General features: G+C 45.7%; 13 protein-coding genes. 9 read left to right on the forward strand and 4 right to left on the reverse strand.

What is annotated here, in order from left to right; all coding sequences use genetic code 11:
- The first annotated feature begins 331 nt into the window (after window positions 1–331).
- Window positions 332–2,653, forward strand: coding sequence for a DUF5686 family protein (locus DWY55_RS07520; RefSeq protein WP_057255727.1), 2,322 nt, complete (start codon window positions 332–334; stop codon window positions 2,651–2,653).
- 159 nt (window positions 2,654–2,812) lie between these two features.
- Window positions 2,813–3,643 carry a type II pantothenate kinase gene (gene coaW, locus DWY55_RS07525; protein WP_005832001.1) on the forward strand — a complete coding sequence of 277 codons (831 nt, stop codon included), beginning with the start codon at window positions 2,813–2,815 and terminating at the stop codon, window positions 3,641–3,643.
- A 3-nt stretch (window positions 3,644–3,646) separates the two neighbouring features.
- On the opposite strand, the gene DWY55_RS07530 is transcribed toward coaW, so the two are convergent.
- Complete coding sequence (locus DWY55_RS07530; protein WP_005832910.1) at window positions 3,647–4,468, reverse strand: alpha/beta hydrolase; 822 nt, start codon at window positions 4,466–4,468, stop codon at window positions 3,647–3,649.
- Between the two features lie 196 nt (window positions 4,469–4,664).
- Here DWY55_RS07530 and rpsA point away from each other — a divergent pair, with 196 nt between their 5' ends.
- The 6 genes from rpsA (at window position 4,665) to DWY55_RS07560 (ending at window position 9,901) form a co-directional block, all read left to right on the forward strand.
- Complete coding sequence (gene rpsA / locus DWY55_RS07535) at window positions 4,665–6,461, forward strand: 30S ribosomal protein S1 (protein ID WP_005831997.1); 1,797 nt, start codon at window positions 4,665–4,667, stop codon at window positions 6,459–6,461.
- Window positions 6,462–6,636: 175 nt separating this feature from the next.
- Window positions 6,637–7,431 carry a hypothetical protein gene (locus DWY55_RS07540; protein WP_057097779.1) on the forward strand — a complete coding sequence of 265 codons (795 nt, stop codon included), beginning with the start codon at window positions 6,637–6,639 and terminating at the stop codon, window positions 7,429–7,431.
- Window positions 7,432–7,465: 34 nt separating this feature from the next.
- Window positions 7,466–8,380: a ribonuclease Z gene (locus DWY55_RS07545; protein WP_117680910.1), complete on the forward strand. Its 915-nt coding sequence runs from the start codon at window positions 7,466–7,468 to the stop codon at window positions 8,378–8,380.
- Between the two features lie 54 nt (window positions 8,381–8,434).
- Window positions 8,435–8,989, forward strand: coding sequence for an RNA polymerase sigma factor (locus DWY55_RS07550; protein WP_005831992.1), 555 nt, complete (start codon window positions 8,435–8,437; stop codon window positions 8,987–8,989).
- A 47-nt stretch (window positions 8,990–9,036) separates the two neighbouring features.
- The gene (locus DWY55_RS07555) at window positions 9,037–9,402 is read left to right on the forward strand and encodes a hypothetical protein (protein WP_005831990.1); all 366 of its coding nucleotides are present in this window, start codon (window positions 9,037–9,039) and stop codon (window positions 9,400–9,402) included.
- Between the two features lie 25 nt (window positions 9,403–9,427).
- Window positions 9,428–9,901: a hypothetical protein gene (locus DWY55_RS07560; protein ID WP_034526159.1), complete on the forward strand. Its 474-nt coding sequence runs from the start codon at window positions 9,428–9,430 to the stop codon at window positions 9,899–9,901.
- Between the two features lie 58 nt (window positions 9,902–9,959).
- Here the strand turns inward: DWY55_RS07560 and mazG are convergent, their stop codons facing one another.
- Complete coding sequence (gene mazG / locus DWY55_RS07565) at window positions 9,960–10,787, reverse strand: nucleoside triphosphate pyrophosphohydrolase (protein WP_117878480.1); 828 nt, start codon at window positions 10,785–10,787, stop codon at window positions 9,960–9,962.
- A gap of 8 nt (window positions 10,788–10,795) precedes the next feature.
- Window positions 10,796–11,842, reverse strand: a complete 1,047-nt coding sequence (locus DWY55_RS07570; protein ID WP_005831985.1) for a DUF3810 domain-containing protein — start codon at window positions 11,840–11,842, stop codon at window positions 10,796–10,798.
- A 186-nt stretch (window positions 11,843–12,028) separates the two neighbouring features.
- On the opposite strand from DWY55_RS07570, the gene DWY55_RS07575 reads away from it, so the two are divergent.
- Entirely contained in the window at window positions 12,029–14,662 is a 2,634-nt protein-coding gene (locus tag DWY55_RS07575; RefSeq protein ID WP_005831983.1) for a valine--tRNA ligase, read from the forward strand.
- Between the two features lie 77 nt (window positions 14,663–14,739).
- Here DWY55_RS07575 and DWY55_RS07580 read toward each other — a convergent pair whose 3' ends face one another.
- Window positions 14,740–17,154 carry a glycoside hydrolase family 9 protein gene (locus DWY55_RS07580; protein ID WP_117878391.1) on the reverse strand — a complete coding sequence of 805 codons (2,415 nt, stop codon included), beginning with the start codon at window positions 17,152–17,154 and terminating at the stop codon, window positions 14,740–14,742.
- Window positions 17,155–17,158: the final 4 nt, after the last annotated feature.

The raw sequence follows: 17,158 nt of genomic DNA on the forward strand, positions 1-17,158 counted from the left end.
AAAATATTAGTGTTTTTTGAGAATAGCCCCCCTAAAAAGTCTGCTTGTTATGGAAAAACGACCAAAAGCTTGCGTTTGTTACATGCCATGATTAGTAATCTTTCCGCATCACGATTAGTAATCTTAGTGCGTCGTGATTAGTAATTTTCATGTGTCACAATTACGAATCATTCTGTACATGACACTTGTGGCACCCTTTTTATAACAATTAATATAGGTTCGTATTTATCTCGCACAAACTATGTGTGCTTGTGTATTATTGTCTCTCGCGCGTAACATATGTTTTATAATAAAGGGTGTCACAAGTGTCATTCCCGCTTCTTTATGGAACATGTTTTTGCATTACACAAATTCTTCCGTATATTTGTCCCGATTCTATAAGGAGAAATTGCGGTTGAAACGTTTGTTGTTTATATGGATTTGGATTTGCTTCTTGTTTTCTTTTGTACAGAAGGCAGGGGCGGAGCGTGTATCTTATCCGGTTGACAAACATGTGAGTTCGGCAGACTCCATCATGGAGAAAGTCATCTTCTTTGCCCCCCTTTATGAACGTATTATTGAAAGTTATAAGGCTGAGCTTTACATAAAGGGCTGGGTGAATATCCGTAAGAAGAATCATATTCTCCGCTACATCCCTTCCATGTTCCGGCCCAAGAAAGGGGTGCGGGAATATATGATGGAAACTTATAGCGATTTGCATTTTACTGCTCCCGACATCTATGACCAGAAGGTAAAGGCAAGTGTCGGTACTGCTTCCGAGTTTTGGGAAATGGACGGACGGCTGCCGGAATATTTTCACATCAACATCTATTCTTCTACCTTATTATATGACAAACTACTCTCTCCTTTAGCACCCAATGCCAAAAAATATTATACCTATCGGATTGATACGGTGATGGGGGAACGGCATGCCCTTCAGTATAAAATCCGTTTTATGCCAAAAAGCAAAAGCTTTCAGCTGGTGGGCGGTTATCTGATTGTGAGTGATAACGTGTGGAGTGTACGCGAGATGCGTTTTTCCGGACGTAATGAGATGGTGCGGTTCAATAATCTGGTGAAGATGGGTAATGTGGGCGATTCGGACGAATTTCTTCCGTTGCAGTATGATGTGGATGCAACGTTTCGTTTTTTGGGAAATGTGGTAGATGGCACTTATGAAGCTGTACTCGATTATAAGAACATCATTCAGAAAACTTCTGGCAGTGATATACGGAGGTCGGTGAAGAAAAGTAAATATGACTTGTCCGATTCATACACGTTGCGTACTGATACGAATGCTTATCTACGTGATACTGCTTACTTTAAAACTTTGCGTCCCATTCCTTTGACTCCGCATGAGGAGACACTGTATCAGGATTTCTTTTTGAGTCGGGATACGCTCGCCCGGAAAAAGAAACCGGTGAATAAGAACTTGGAGTTTTGGGGGCAGATTGGAGATGCATTGATCAGTCGCTATACGGTAGACCTTGATAAATTGGGGAGTGTGCGCTGTTCACCACTAATCAATCCTTTTCTTTTGAGCTATAGCGGCAAGCATGGAATTTCGTATCGGCAGGAGTTCAAGTACAACCGTATTTTTACCGGTGATCGCCTGCTGCGCATCGTTCCCCGGATAGGTTATAATTTTAAGGAAAAAGAGTTTTACTGGAGGGTGAGGTCCGATTTTGATTATTGGCCCCGTAAGCGTGCAGCATTGCATCTGGAGTTTGGTAACGGTAACCGGATTTACAGCAGTGATGTGCTGGACGACCTGAAAGCCATCCCCGACAGTATTTTTGACTTCAACCAGATACACTTGGATTATTTCAAAGATTTGTATCTGAATCTGCGTCATAGCTGGGAAATAGTAAACGGTCTGTCGCTGGAAGTGGGTGTATCCATGCACAGACGTACGGAAGTGAACCGCTCCCGGTTTGAACTGAACTACCCGAGCATGCCGCCTACCAAGTCGGCCACCCGTGCCGGTTCCGGAGGTTCATCCTTCTTTCCGAATTTTGACCCGAATATCCTGAACAAGTTCCGCCATACCTATAATAGTTTTGCTCCCCGCGTCCGCCTCACCTGGACTCCGGGACAATACTATTATATGAATGGCGACCGTAAAGTAAATCTTCATTCCAAGTATCCTTCCATCTCAGTAGATTGGGAGCGGGGACTCAGTGGAGTGTTGCAGAGCAGTGGTTCGTACGAGCGTGTAGAGATTGATTTGCAGCATCAGGTTTCTTTGGGCTTGATGCGTGATATTTATTGGCGTTTTGGTTGGGGAGAGTTTACCAATCAGAAGGAACTGTACTTTGTGGACTTTGCCAATTTGCGGCGTTCCAATCTTCCTATGGGTTGGAGTGATGATATTGGCGGGGTGTTCCAGTTGCTGGACGGCCGCTGGTATAACTCTTCCCGTAAATATATCCGCGGACACCTTACCTATGAAGCGCCTTTCCTCCTGCTCCGCCATCTGATGAAATATACCCAATATGTATTGAATGAACGTCTGTATCTGAATGCATTGGTGGTTCCTCACTTGAAACCTTATCTGGAAGTAGGGTATGGCATTGGTACACATATATTTGACTTTGGCTTGTTTGCCAGCTTTGCAAACTGGAAGTATCAGGAAATAGGTTGCAAATTTACCTTCGAACTGTTTAACAGATAGCAATGTGGTAATGTGATTAATGTGCCAATGTGTCAATGACCAGGGCGTGATGGCGTAGCATAAACATAGCGCAGCCAATTAGCATATTGGCACATTATCACATTAATCAATTGTCAATTATTGATTCTTTTGTAACTTTGCTGCAAATTGCTTGGAGCTATGGGTATAGTAATAGGAATAGATGTGGGTGGAAGTACCACGAAAATCGTTGGAATCAATGGAGAACAGATACAGTCTCCAATGTTTATTACGGCTACCGACCCGGTGACTTCCTTATTCGGAGCATTCGGTAAGTATATTTATGACAATGGTATACAGCTGGCCGATGTGGAGCAGGTGATGCTGACGGGAGTGGGAAGCGCATTTGTCAACAGCCCTCTATATGGACTGCCTACTCGCAAAACGGATGAGTTTATTGCCAATGGTTTGGGAGCCAGACATGCAACGGATATAGACCAACTGATTGTAGTCAGCATGGGTACCGGCACTTCTTTTGTGAAAATAGACGGAGACAAGGTGCAGCATATTGGCGGCTTGGGGATTGGTGGAGGTACCTTGCAGGGATTATCGAGGTTGCTGTTGAAAACTCATGATATTCATCAGGTGTCCGAGTTGGCTGAGAAAGGGGATGTAACTCGTGTCAACTTGCAGATAGGTGATATTTGCAACACTGCTTTGCCTGACTTGCCAGTGAGTGCTACCGCCTCTCTTTTCGGGAAAGCAGATAGCAATGCTTCTCAAGAAGATATTGCCTGCGGTATAATTTATACGGTACTTCAAACCATTGGAGGAGCTGCTGTACTGTCAGCTTTGAACAGTCCTATCAAGGATTTCGTTCTGATAGGAAATCTCACCCAACTGCCCCAGTGCCGGGAGGTGTTTTCTAAAATGGAAGCCATCTATCATGTACATTTTCATATACCGCCCTATGCTGAATATAGAACAGCAATAGGAGCGGCATTGGCATATATAAAAGAAAGGCAAGGGTAGTGGTTACTTCTTGCCTGCCTTCTTCATATAGCTGTTTATCAAGGTACATGCGGGAGCGGCCACCGTACCGTGGTCAAATCCCTCCATCTGATAGAGGGTGGTTTTTTGTCCCAATGCTTTGAGGAGGGCATATAAATGGGCGTTTTCCTCATAGCGTGCCAGCATCTCCAACTCTTTGTCGCCAGTGATAAGTATCATGGGTGAAGCGTCTTTTCTTACGTTATTGGAAGGAGCATATTTATCTATAATCGGAGTGTCGGAAGGCAGTCCGCGTTCTTTGCGGATGGTATAATGAGTGGTGGTCTGTCCGCTGATGGGGAAAGCGCCTGCCAGGCTGTTGGCATCAATATTCCACTTTGCCAGGTAACTCTTGTCCAGATTGAGCATCAGACAGAGATAACCACCGGCTGAATGACCGGCTATGTATATTTTGTCTTTATCTCCTCCGAATTCTTCTATATTCTCGAAAGTCCAAGCAACGGCCTCTGCGGCATCTTCCGTGTAGGCAGGATTTTGGGCACGCGGGCTGAGTCGGTAGTTTACGGCTATCACGGCGTAGCCTTGCTCCAGGAACTCCTTCGGAAAATGTTTTTCTCCGGCTTCCAGTCCTCCGCCGTGGAACCAGATAAGGGTGGCAAATCCTTTTTTATCAGTAGGATAATGGAGGTCGAGCTTGCAACGCTCCAGCTTATAACTGTCTTTTTCGCCGGGATGAAGATAGGAAATGTTCTTTTGCGTACGGTAGTTGTTGTCCGTTGTCTGATTTTGGCTATAACATAATAATGTATAGCAAATGATGGAAATGCATGCGATTATCTTTTTCATGATAAATTATTGAGATTATGTATAAATGAAACGATGCAAAGGTAACATTTTTTTTATTCTTTAATTGATTATTCCACTGCTGTTTTGAATGCTTTTTGTTTTGTAGTTCAAGAAAATACTTCTATCTTTGCGCCCGATTTACAATGAGTCAACATAAAGTCTCACTTAATTAACGAGTTAAACAATTTATTTATTAATGGAAAATTTAAAGAATGTAGCTCCTATTGAAGACTTCAACTGGGATGCTTATGAGAACGGCGAATCAGTAGCCAGTGCAAGCCACGAAGAACTGGAAAAGGCGTATGACAATACGTTGAACAAGGTTAACGACCGCGAGGTAGTTGATGGAACCGTAATCGCAATGAACAAGCGTGAAGTAGTTGTGAACATCGGTTACAAATCAGACGGTATCATTCCGATGAGTGAATTCCGTTACAATCCTGAGCTGAAGGTTGGTGATACTGTTGAGGTATACATCGAAAATCAGGAAGACAAGAAAGGACAGCTCGTTCTGTCTCACCGTAAAGCTCGTGCTACCCGTTCTTGGGATCGCGTAAACGCAGCTTTGGAAAACGAAGAAATTATCAAGGGTTACATCAAGTGCCGCACAAAGGGTGGTATGATTGTAGACGTATTCGGCATCGAAGCTTTCTTGCCGGGTTCTCAAATCGACGTGAAGCCTATCCGCGACTACGATGTATTCGTTGGCAAAACTATGGAATTCAAGGTTGTTAAGATCAACCAGGAATTCAAGAATGTGGTTGTTTCCCACAAGGCTCTTATCGAAGCCGAACTGGAACAACAGAAGAAGGAAATCATCGGTAAACTCGAAAAAGGACAAGTTCTCGAAGGTACCGTTAAGAATATCACTTCCTATGGTGTATTTATCGACTTGGGTGGCGTAGATGGTTTGATTCACATTACAGACCTTTCTTGGGGCCGTGTTAGCGATCCGAAAGAAGTGGTTGAACTCGACCAGAAACTCAACGTCGTTATCCTTGACTTCGATGATGAGAAGAAGCGTATCGCTCTCGGCTTGAAGCAACTCACTCCGCATCCTTGGGATGCACTGGATGCTAACCTGAAGGTTGGCGACCACGTGAAGGGTAAAGTTGTAGTTATGGCTGACTACGGTGCATTCATCGAAATCGCTCCGGGTGTTGAAGGTCTGATTCACGTATCTGAAATGTCTTGGTCACAGCACTTGCGTTCTGCACAAGACTTCATGAAGGTAGGTGACGAAGTTGAGGCAGTAGTCCTGACTTTGGACCGCGAAGAGCGTAAGATGTCTTTGGGTATCAAGCAGCTGAAGTCTGATCCTTGGGAAACTATCGAAGAGAAGTATCCTATCGGCAGCAAGCACACTGCAAAAGTTCGCAACTTCACTAACTTCGGCGTATTCGTTGAAATCGAAGAAGGTGTTGACGGCTTGATTCACATCTCTGACCTGTCTTGGACGAAGAAGGTTAAACATCCGTCTGAATTCACTCAGATTGGTGCAGACATCGACGTACAAGTTCTGGAAATCGACAAGGAAAACCGTCGCTTGAGCCTTGGCCACAAGCAACTCGAAGAAAATCCCTGGGATGTATTCGAAACTGTATTTACAGTAGGTTCTGTACACGAAGGTACTATCATCGAAATGCTGGATAAGGGTGCTGTAGTTGCTCTGCCTTATGGTGTAGAAGGCTTCGCTACTCCGAAGCACCTCGTTAAGGAAGACGGATCACAAGCTCAGTTGGACGAGAAGCTTGAATTCAAGGTAATTGAGTTCAACAAGGACGCTAAGCGTATCATCCTTTCTCACAGCCGTATCTTCGAAGATGCTGCAAAGGCAGAAGAAAGAGCTGAAAAGAAGGCTGCTACTAAGAAGTCAACCGGTAAGAGAGAAGACGTTGCTCCTGCTATCCAAAACCAGGCTGCATCTACTACTCTGGGTGACATTGATGCTTTGGCTGCCTTGAAGGAACAGATGGAAGCTGGAAAGAAATAATTACTCCGTTCTATAAATGAAGGAAGGGTACTTGCGCAAACAAGTGCCCTTCTTTTTTATGATTTGTCAATAGAATTTTATGGAATTAAGGATGGTTTTTCCATAAATGTTTATCTTTGCAGGGTGGTTACTTTTGCAATCATAGAAATATTCAATAATTTAATTTTCATTTATTATGAAAAACATGTTCAAAAATGCAGGGAAGATGGTGTTGTTCACTTGCCTGTCGCTGATGTTACTAACCGCATGCGGCCAGAAGTCTAAACTCAAGCTGGCTATCGCAGCAGCCAACAAACAATGTCCCATGGATATGGGAGCTTCCGGCGAAATATCCAGTATTACTTTTGATGGGTCGGATGTGGTATATGTACTGCTTATGAATGAAAGTTTCCTCAATATAGACGCTTTGAAAGAGAATCCTGATGCAATGAAGTCTGCTGTGACTGTTATGTTCGGTAATCCACAAGGGTCTATTAAAGAGATGCTGGATTTGGTTGTCGGTACTGATTCCGGTATAAAGTTCATATATAAAGGAAAGACATCCGGTAACGAAGTGGAATGTTATCTGACTACTCAGGACTTGAAAGATATATTGAATGGTGGTGGTGCATCTGCCGACAGCAGTGACGAGAAGAAACTGGAAGAGCAAGTGAAGATGACCAACGTATCGTGCCCGATGCAGGTGGATGAAGCCACTATGCTCAATAAACTGACAATCGAGTCGGATAAGGTGCTTTATCATTATACGATTGACGAATCTGTAGTACAGATGTCTGCTTTGAAGGAAAATGCCGAACAGATGAAGGCAAATGTGAAGAACTCTTTGAACTCCTCCGATCCAGCCTTGCGCATGTTCTTGGAAGTATGTGTGAAGTGTGATAAAGGGGTGGGCTATCTGTATAAAGGGAATAAATCCGGAGAAACTTTTGAAATATCTTTTGGAGTTTCAGAGATAAAGGCTCTTCTATAAATCAAGGAGTAGAAATCAGTTCGGAAGGTTTGGAATGGAAAAATTTGAGTTACATATTCTTGGTTGTGGTTCCGCTTTACCCACAACGCGTCATTTCCCTACGTCTCAAATTGTGAACGTGCGCGACAAGTTGTTTATGATTGATTGTGGGGAAGGGGCGCAGTTGCAGTTCCGTAAATCACATCTGAAGTTTTCACGTTTGAATCATATTTTTATCTCTCACTTGCATGGAGACCATTGTTTTGGCTTATTAGGACTGATTTCTACACTTAACCTTTTAGGACGTACAGCAGAGTTGCATATCCATTCTCCCAAAGGGCTGGAAACATTACTGACACCTATGCTGGATTTTTTTAATAGGCAGATGACGTACAAGGTCCTTTTCCATGAGTTTGATACGAAAGAACCGATGCTGATTTATGAAGACCGTTCGTTGACGGTTACTACCATTCCTTTGCGTCATCGTATGCCGTGTTGTGGTTTTTTGTTTGCAGAAAAGCGGTGTCCTAACCATATTATCCGTGAAATGGTCGATTTCTACCAAGTGCCGGTATACGAATTGAATCGTATAAAGAATGGGGCCGATTACGTGACATCGGAGGGAAAAACTGTTTCCAACAACTTGTTGACCCGCCCTTCTGCTCCGTCCCGCAGTTATGCCTATTGCTCGGATACCATCTATCTTCCTTCTATCGTGGAGCAGATAAAAGGGGTTGATTTACTTTTTCATGAGGCGACATTTGCGAATGAGGATGCGCCACGTGCCAAAGAAACATTTCATACAACTGCTGCACAAGCGGCCGAAATAGCCAGGAGGGCTGAGGTGAAGAAGTTGTTGATAGGACATTTTTCGGCACGATACGAAGATGAAAATGTCTTGCTTCAAGAAGCATCCGCTATTTTTCCGGATACTCAGCTTGCCAAAGAAACACTTTGTGTATCGGTATGAATTAAACTTTTCGTATCTTTGGCAGTCTAAAACAACAAATGCGAATAGAAATTTATGACTCCTTCCTATAATGAACGCGAAGTGTTGGCTCTTCTACAAGAAGAAAGCACACAAAAGCGGGGATTTGAGATGATTGTTACCCAATATAGCGAGCAGTTGTATTGGCAGATTCGTCGTATGGTCCTCTCTCATGAAGATGCCAATGATTTACTTCAGAATACTTTCATTAAAGCATGGATTAATATAGATTATTTCAGGGCAGAGGCTAAACTCTCTACCTGGCTCTATCGCATAGCCTTGAATGAATGCCTCACTTTTCTGAACAAACAACGGGCTGCTTCCACAGTCTCTTTGGATGACCCCGAGGCAGATGCACTTCAAAAGCTTGAAAGTGATCCTTACTTCTCCGGTGATAAAGCAGAGATGGCTTTGCAAAAAGCCTTGCTTGCCTTGCCGGAAAAACAACGTATGGTGTTTAATCTGAAGTATTACCAGGAAATGAAATACGAAGAGATGTCCGATATATTTGGTACTTCCGTAGGTGCCTTGAAGGCTTCCTATCACCATGCCGTGAAGAAAATAGAAAAGTTTTTGGGTGAGGAGTATTAAACCTTTGCCACAAAACAATGTCTAATTAAACAGAAAGGAGAAAGCTTATGAAAGAAGAAGATAAAATACAGAAAAAGATAGGGACGGAAAATCCTTTCCGCGTTCCTGAAGGCTACTTTGAGAATCTTACTTCAGAGGTAATGAACCGGCTTCCCGAAAAAGAGAAACTCATTGCTGTGCAGACAGAGCCTACAATGTGGCAGAAGGTAAGGCCTTGGTTGTATATGACCGCCATGTTTATAGGTGCGGCATTGATTATCCGTGTAGCTTCTTCGGAGCATACTCCATCTGTAGAGCGTATGGCTGCTGATGATACGGAAACAGAAATGGAATATATTAATATGGCTGTAGAGAATTCCATGCTGGATGATTATTCATTGTATGTTTATTTGGCAGACTCTGATGCAGAATAAGGTAACAACACTCAACTATTTAAAAATGAAGAAACTAATTGTTTTATTGGTTATGATATGTGGCATTATGCCTCTGCTTTGGGCTAGCGATGGATGTGACCAGCATCTGTCACCTGAAGAGTTTCGTGCCAAACAAAAAGCGTTTATAACGGAGAAAGCCGGACTGACGAGTGAGGAGGCAGCCAAGTTCTTCCCATTGTATTTTGAATTGCAGGACCGGAAAAAGCAGCTAAATGACGAGGCTTGGAAGTTGCTTCGACAAGGGAAAGATGAAAAAACAACCGAAGCCCAGTATGAGGAAATTATGGAAGGTGTATATGATGCCCGTATCGCTTCTGACCGGTTGGACAAGACCTACTTTGATAAGTTCAAGAAAATATTGCCTTGTAAAAAGATTTATCTGGTGCAAAGGGCTGAAATGCGTTTCCACCGTGAGCTGCTGAAAGGTATGCACAAGAATGGAGATAGTCCCCAGCGAAGACCGCAAGGGAAAAGATGAGTAGTGAATGAATACAAATAAGGAAGGTTGCCACAATGATGTGAGCAACCTTCTTTTGTTAATGAGAGATACCTTTAGAAGAATCATCTTGTTTCCCTTCTTTTTCCAGTACTTTCGCTTCGTTCCATAGCTTATCCATCTCCTCCAGCGTCATGTCATGGAGGTTTTTGCCCTCCTTGATGCTGTGCGCTTCTACATAGTTGAAGCGGTTGATGAACTTCTGGTTGGTCCGTTCCAGCGCATTGTCCGGATTGATTTTGTAGAGGCGGGCAGCGTTGATGAGGCTGAACATGACATCGCCGAATTCAGCTTCAGCTTTTTCCTTATCCATGTGGGCGACTTCTGTCTGGAACTCCCGGATTTCTTCTTTTACCTTATCCCACACCTGTTCGCGTTCTTCCCAGTCGAATCCTACATTGCGTGCCTTGTCCTGGATGCGATAGGCCTTGATGAGCGAGGGTAGGGCGGTGGGCACACCGCTCAGTACGGTTTTATTCCCATCTTTTTCCTTCAGCTTCAACTGTTCCCAGTTTTCTGAGACCTGGCCTGCGGTTTCGGCCTTTACATCGCCGAAGACATGGGGATGGCGGAAAATAAGTTTCTCACAAAGACGGTCGCATACGTCTTTCATATCGAAATCACCGGTTTCGGAGCCTATCTTTGCATAAAAAGCCACATGCAGCAGCACATCGCCCAGCTCTTTGCAGATGTCATTCTTGTCATCGCGTATCAGGGCGTCACAAAGTTCATAAGTCTCTTCGATGGTATTGGGGCGCAGGCTTTCGTTGGTCTGCTTGCGGTCCCAGGGACATTTCTCGCGCAGCTCGTCGAGTATGTCGAGGAAGCGGCCGAAGGCTTCCATCTGTTCTTTTCTTGTATGCATGATTTTGAAATTTAGTTTTTCCATTCTTCGTATGAGATAAGCAAGCCTATTACTTCCGAATAGTTCTTGCGTCCGCTTTGAATCTTGTTTCCTTTAAGGTACAAGTCGTAGATAAAGTTCTGGATGTCTCCGATGAGCGGACTGTATTTCTCCATCCAGTATTGCTGGTTCTTTTGGGCCAGTTCTATGATTTCAGGACGTATCCGGTTGAAAAGTTCTGCGTATTCTTCTTCGCTCATCAGTCGGCGGGCATTGCCCAGCACATGTGGGAGTACGGAGAAATACCCACTGAAACGAATCTCTTTCACCTGCGAACGGGTGCAGACCTGGTAAGCGTAGAAGTTGGCTTCTGCCTCGCTGGTGATGCCTAAAAAGTGTGCCAGCTCGTGGGCATAAGTAGCAGGATATTGTGGTGGAAGCAAATCGCCGTTCAGCGTGAATTCGCAGAAGAAAGGTCCCATGCTTCCCGTAACACCGACCATGGAAATGAACGGAGTGAAAAGCATGGTCTTCACGCGCGGAGAGGAGTGGGGAGGGCGATGTATCCCCAGCGTATCGCTGATTTGGTTGTATCCGTGTACGCTTTCCCGGCAGACCAATGGTTCGTCAATGGAGGTGACATCTGTATAGGAAGCATTCAGCTTGTCTATATAGTTGTCTACAAATGACTGAAAGATTTCGGGAGTATAGGCAGTATAAGGAATGTTTGTCCTGCCATAGAAATCTTTCTGTGAGTAGTTCAGTCCCCATGCCAGATAGAACCATGCATATATCCACAGCAAGTATTCCATTTCGTTCAGCAGAATCTGTTTCCACTTTTTCTTTTGGATATAGCGTGCCCTGATTGGATTGAAAAGAAGTCCGAGTACACTGAGGAAAATAAACAAGTCGCCTATGGCAAAAGGCATGAGTTTTGAAAAGGAGGACAAGAAATGAGAAATCACCGGATATACAGACTGTGCATATACTTCTCCCAATATTGGAATGAGCTGCGTTGCCCATACAACAGACAGTAATACGATTAATACGACATACCGGATTTTCAATTTGTCTCTCATTTTTATTTTCAACCTACCATTAAGAGGACTATCGACCTCTAACTCCTAAGCCCGGAGGGCGATAACTCCCTTTAACTCCTACTAACTCCTGACTCATTTTGTAGGGACAAAAATATATATTTAAATTTTAATTCATTAATTTTGCGCCCGTTATTCGCAATAAATTAATTATAGAGATTTAAAAACATGGAATTAGCAAGTAAGTACAATCCCGCTGACGTGGAGGGAAAGTGGTACCAGTATTGGTTGGACCACAAATTATTCAGTTCGAAACCCGATGGTCGTGAGCCTTACACCGTCGTCATCCCGCCCCCCAACGTCACCGGTGTGTTGCACATGGGACACATGCTTAATAATACCATACAAGATATTCTGGTACGCCGTGCCCGCATGGAAGGCAAGAATGCCTGCTGGGTGCCGGGAACCGACCATGCATCCATTGCTACCGAGGCCAAGGTGGTGAACAAACTTGCCGCACAAGGCATCAAGAAGACAGACCTTACCCGCGACGAGTTCTTGAAGCATGCCTGGGAATGGACTGACGAACATGGCGGCATCATCTTGAAGCAGCTCCGCAAGCTGGGTGCTTCTTGCGATTGGGATCGTACAGCTTTTACTATGGATGAGAAACGCAGTGAAAGCGTGCTCAAGGTTTTTGTTGACTTGTATAACAAAGGTCTGATTTATCGTGGTGTCCGCATGGTGAACTGGGACCCTAAGGCACTGACCGCACTTAGTGACGAGGAAGTAATCTACAAAGAAGAGCACAGCAAGCTGTACTATCTGAAGTATATGGTAGAAGGTGACCCCGAAGGACGTTATGCAGTGGTTGCTACCACCCGCCCTGAAACCATCATGGGAGATACAGCCATGTGCATCAATCCGAATGACCCCAAGAATACCTGGTTGAAGGGTAAGAAGGTGATTGTTCCGTTGGTAGGACGTGTTATTCCGGTTATCGAGGACGATTACGTAGATATAGAGTTCGGTACCGGTTGTCTGAAGGTAACTCCTGCCCACGATGTGAACGACTACATGCTGGGTGAGAAGTACAATCTGCCGAGCATCGACATCTTCAATGATAACGGAACGCTTAGTGAAGCTGCCGGCTTGTATATCGGTATGGACCGTTTCGATGTGCGCGAGCAGATTGAGAAGGACCTGGCTGCTGCCGGTCTGTTGGAGAAAGTGGAAGCCTATACCAACAAGGTAGGTTTCTCCGAACGTACCAACGTGCCCATCGAACCGAAACTTTCCATGCAGTGGTTCTTGAAGATGCAGCACTTTGCCGACATGGCTTTGCCGCCGGTGATGAATGATGAGTTGAAGTTCTATCCTGCCAAATATAAGAATACGTACAAGAACTGGTTGGAAAATATCAAGGACTGGTGTATCAGCCGCCAGTTGTGGTGGGGGCATCGCATTCCTGCTTATTTTTTGCCGGAAGGTGGTTATGTAGTGGCTGCCACTCCCGAAGAAGCCTTGGCATTGGCAAAAGAGAAAACGGGTAATGCAGACCTTAAACTGGAAGACCTTCGTCAGGATGAGGACTGCCTGGATACTTGGTTCTCCTCCTGGTTGTGGCCCATCTCTTTGTTTGACGGTATCAACAATCCGGGTAACGAGGAGATAAACTACTATTATCCTACCAGCGACTTGGTGACCGGTCCGGACATTATCTTCTTCTGGGTAGCCCGTATGATTATGGCAGGCTATGAATATGAAGGTAAGATGCCGTTCCAGAATGTTTATTTTACGGGTATTGTCCGTGACAAGCTGGGACGTAAGATGTCCAAGTCGTTGGGTAATTCTCCCGACCCGCTGGATTTGATTGAGAAATACGGTGCCGATGGTGTACGTATGGGCATGATGCTTTCAGCTCCTGCTGGCAATGACATCCTCTTTGACGATGCACTGTGTGAGCAAGGACGTAACTTCAATAATAAGATATGGAACGCTTTCCGTCTGATTAAAGGTTGGGAAGTCAGTGCGGAAGTTCCGGTACCGGAAGCTTCAGAACTGGCAATACGCTGGTTTGAGGCCAAGCAGAATGAAGTGGCTGCCGAAGTGGCTGATTTGTTCAGCAAGTACCGTTTGAGTGAAGCGCTGATGGCTGTTTACAAACTGTTCTGGGACGAATTCTCTTCCTGGTATCTGGAAATGATTAAACCGGCATACGGCCAGCCCATCAACCGGAAAGTGTATGAAGCAACTATCGGTTTCTTTGATAACTTGTTGCATCTGCTCCATCCGTTCATGCCATTTATTACAGAGGAGTTGTGGCAGCATCTTTGCGACCGTACAGACGGTGAGAGCTTGATGGTAAGCCCGTTGTCAATGTCGGCATTGGTAGATGAGGATATCATCCGGGAGTTTGAAGTGGTGAAAGAGGTTATCAGCAATATCCGTTCCATCCGTTTGCAGAAGAACATCGCCCAAAAAGAGACACTTGAGTTGCAGGTTATCGGTGAGAATCCGGTTGTGGCATTCAACGCGGTTATCATGAAAATGTGTAACCTTTCCTCCATCAATATAGTGGAGAACAAGGCCGACGGTGCTGCTTCCTTCATGGTAGGTACTACGGAATATGCCGTACCTTTGGGTAATATGATTGACGTGGAAGCCGAGATAGCCCGTATGGAGGCTGAACTGAAGCATAAGGAAGGATTCTTGCAGGGTGTGCTGAAGAAACTGGGTAACGAGAAGTTTGTGAATAATGCTCCTGCCGCTGTTCTTGAGATGGAACGCAAGAAGCAGGCAGATGCTGAAAGTATCATCAAATCTCTCAAGGAAAGTATTGCAGCATTGAAAAAGGCATAACTGTCCATCACATAAAACAGAGAAAAAGCTCCGGAACCTTCAACTCCGGAGCTTTTTTTAGCGGTATAATGAACTGTTTATTTGAACAGTTCTGCTACGCACCACATCAGGCGTGCGGTGGTGTGTGTCCAGATTTCCTTGTAAGTGCAGTTATTTTGCATCGGGAAGTAGGGTTCGTCCTCATTTTCGAATGTTTCGATTCCTACGGGCACGGCTCCCACAACATTTCCGGCGTATGCCCCGTAAAGCGGCGGATAGTCATATCCGTCTCCATAAACGGTACTCATGGCAAACGGGTTGTAGCCTAATATGTATTCTACCTGGCGGGTTGCAATATCCCTTAACGCTTTGTCGTTGAATAGGCGTGCAAGAATAAAGGCTGCTTTGGCTTTGCCCATGACAACAGCGTGGAATCCCCTGAACTGATAGGCGACGGGGAAACGGCGCAGATAGAAATCCTTCGAGAGAGGGATGCCGTTGCGTACTTGTGCATTGTATTCTTCCAGGCTGGGAAGCCCTACCTGCTCTCCTTCGTGGTACAGATTCTTATAATCGGTATTATCCACCTCGTATACGGCGCTTGGCAGTATGCCATACGGCTCAATCAGTTGTGAAATCCCGCGTAGATAGTCTGCATAGGCTTCACAGGATGCCTGCCACAACGGGGCGTCCGGATGGGTAGGGGCATCTGTCAGTAGCGTCGAGAGTCCTTCGGCCATCAAGTGCTCTTGGCTTTGGTGATAATAGGCCAGAATACGTTTTTTCCGGGAAGATTCATAGAAGAAACCTCGCAGGGGGATTTTCCAGTCGGTACGCTTTTCCAACTGTTGGCCCGCCATGACGGTACGTGCCAGCCGGGTTGCCCAGTCCAGATAGTAAACATCTTGTGTAAGGCGGTACAAACGCATGGCTGTGACGGTGGCAAGGGCATAAAGTTCGGTTTCGTTCTGTTCCGTCCTTTGTGTATCCAGCAGGTCGATGGCGAATTGGAAGTCCTCAATGGCACTGTTCCGGCACCACCGTGCAAACACTGGGTCTTTCTTTTCAAAATGAGGGGCGGCGAGTGCGCAACTGGAAGCGGCTTTCAGATTGTCCGTAGGCGTATTTCGTGCTTCTGTCTGCATGTCGTCTTTGTCACCACGGATATTCTTTGTCCAAATGCCGATAATCAGTCCACCCAGTCGGTAGCCGTCACCGAAGCGGGTACGCAGAATCCAGTTCACTCCCCAGCGTGCCTCTTCCAGCAGGCGTTCGTAGAAGATACTGTCTTTGCCTTGTACGGCACCGGCCATTTCGAGGAGGGCGATGCACGATTCGGCTGTATTTCCCGTTCCTTGAGTCAGGTCGGCTGCATCGTGCCATCCTCCGGCAATGCTCATGCTCCGTCCGTCGGGATGATAGGCGAATACATCCTGATGGCATTCCTGATGAATGCCGGGCTGGTCGAAACCGCAACGTTCGGAAAAGAAGAAGTTCAGCGTGTGCCAGGCGGTAGACAGGTAGGCATCATTTCCGATGGGGAAAGGCTTTGATTGTACATCACCGATGGAGAGGAAGTATTGTCCGGGCGTATTGAAACTGCTGAAGTCCAGTACAAGAAATCCTTTGTCCAGCTTCTTGTCCTGATTCAGAGGACTGGCCGTACCTTGATAAACGGTTTGTCCCGTGGCGGCATCGTGCAGGCTGAAAGCCCTTTCCGGCATGTGCTGCACCAAAGCCTGCTTGCGTGCTCCCGGCTTGTATCCGCTGTGGCAGTAGGCCATTGCGTCTTTTCGCAGGTCGAATCCCCGGCTGTTTTCCGCTTCTACCTTTTCGATGCGCATGTCGTCTATGTATAGGCTCATGCGTTCGCTGGCTCCTGCAGGAGCACCTGCCAGCATGATGTTTACCGAAAAGCCGGTGACACAGTCACGGTATAGGTCCGGTATCTCCCATATGATGTGCTGCCATTTGTTGGGATAGACAGTCTCGAAGTGTTGTCCTTCAAAGCGTCCGGGAGTCGGCATGATTTTCTCTCCTTCATTGTATAGGGTGAATCCGGCAAAGGTCAGATAAACGCCCGGTGCATCCACATATACCCAAACGGAAAAGCGGTTGTATTCCCGCAAGTCTTCCCGGTCGAGGGGACGGATAATCTCCGGGGTGGCGTAATTCCGGTTTGTTGGATTCTTCTTGCCCAGGGAGGCAGGAGTGTCCAGACGGACACTTCCTTTGCCTGAGACAGTGACTTTACGGTCCACATGTATGGTTCCGGGTCCGGTGTGGCGCAGAGCGCCGAAATCTTCGGCCAGGGGGAGTACCCTGCTTTTCAATACCTTTTTCTTTTCCCACCGCGTCAGTCCGGCGTGTGCGGGATTAGCTTTCATTATGCGGTGCACATGATTGCTTTGCTGTAATTGTTTCTCCAGTTCCGTATCGGGTTTCCACGGAGCTTGTGCTTGTGCCTGCATGCAGCAGCATGCCAGCAGCAGTGTTCGGATGATGTATTTCATGGTA

The organism is Bacteroides sp. AF25-38AC, from assembly GCF_003602995.1.
Classification (GTDB): Bacteria; Bacteroidota; Bacteroidia; order Bacteroidales; family Bacteroidaceae; genus Bacteroides; species Bacteroides uniformis.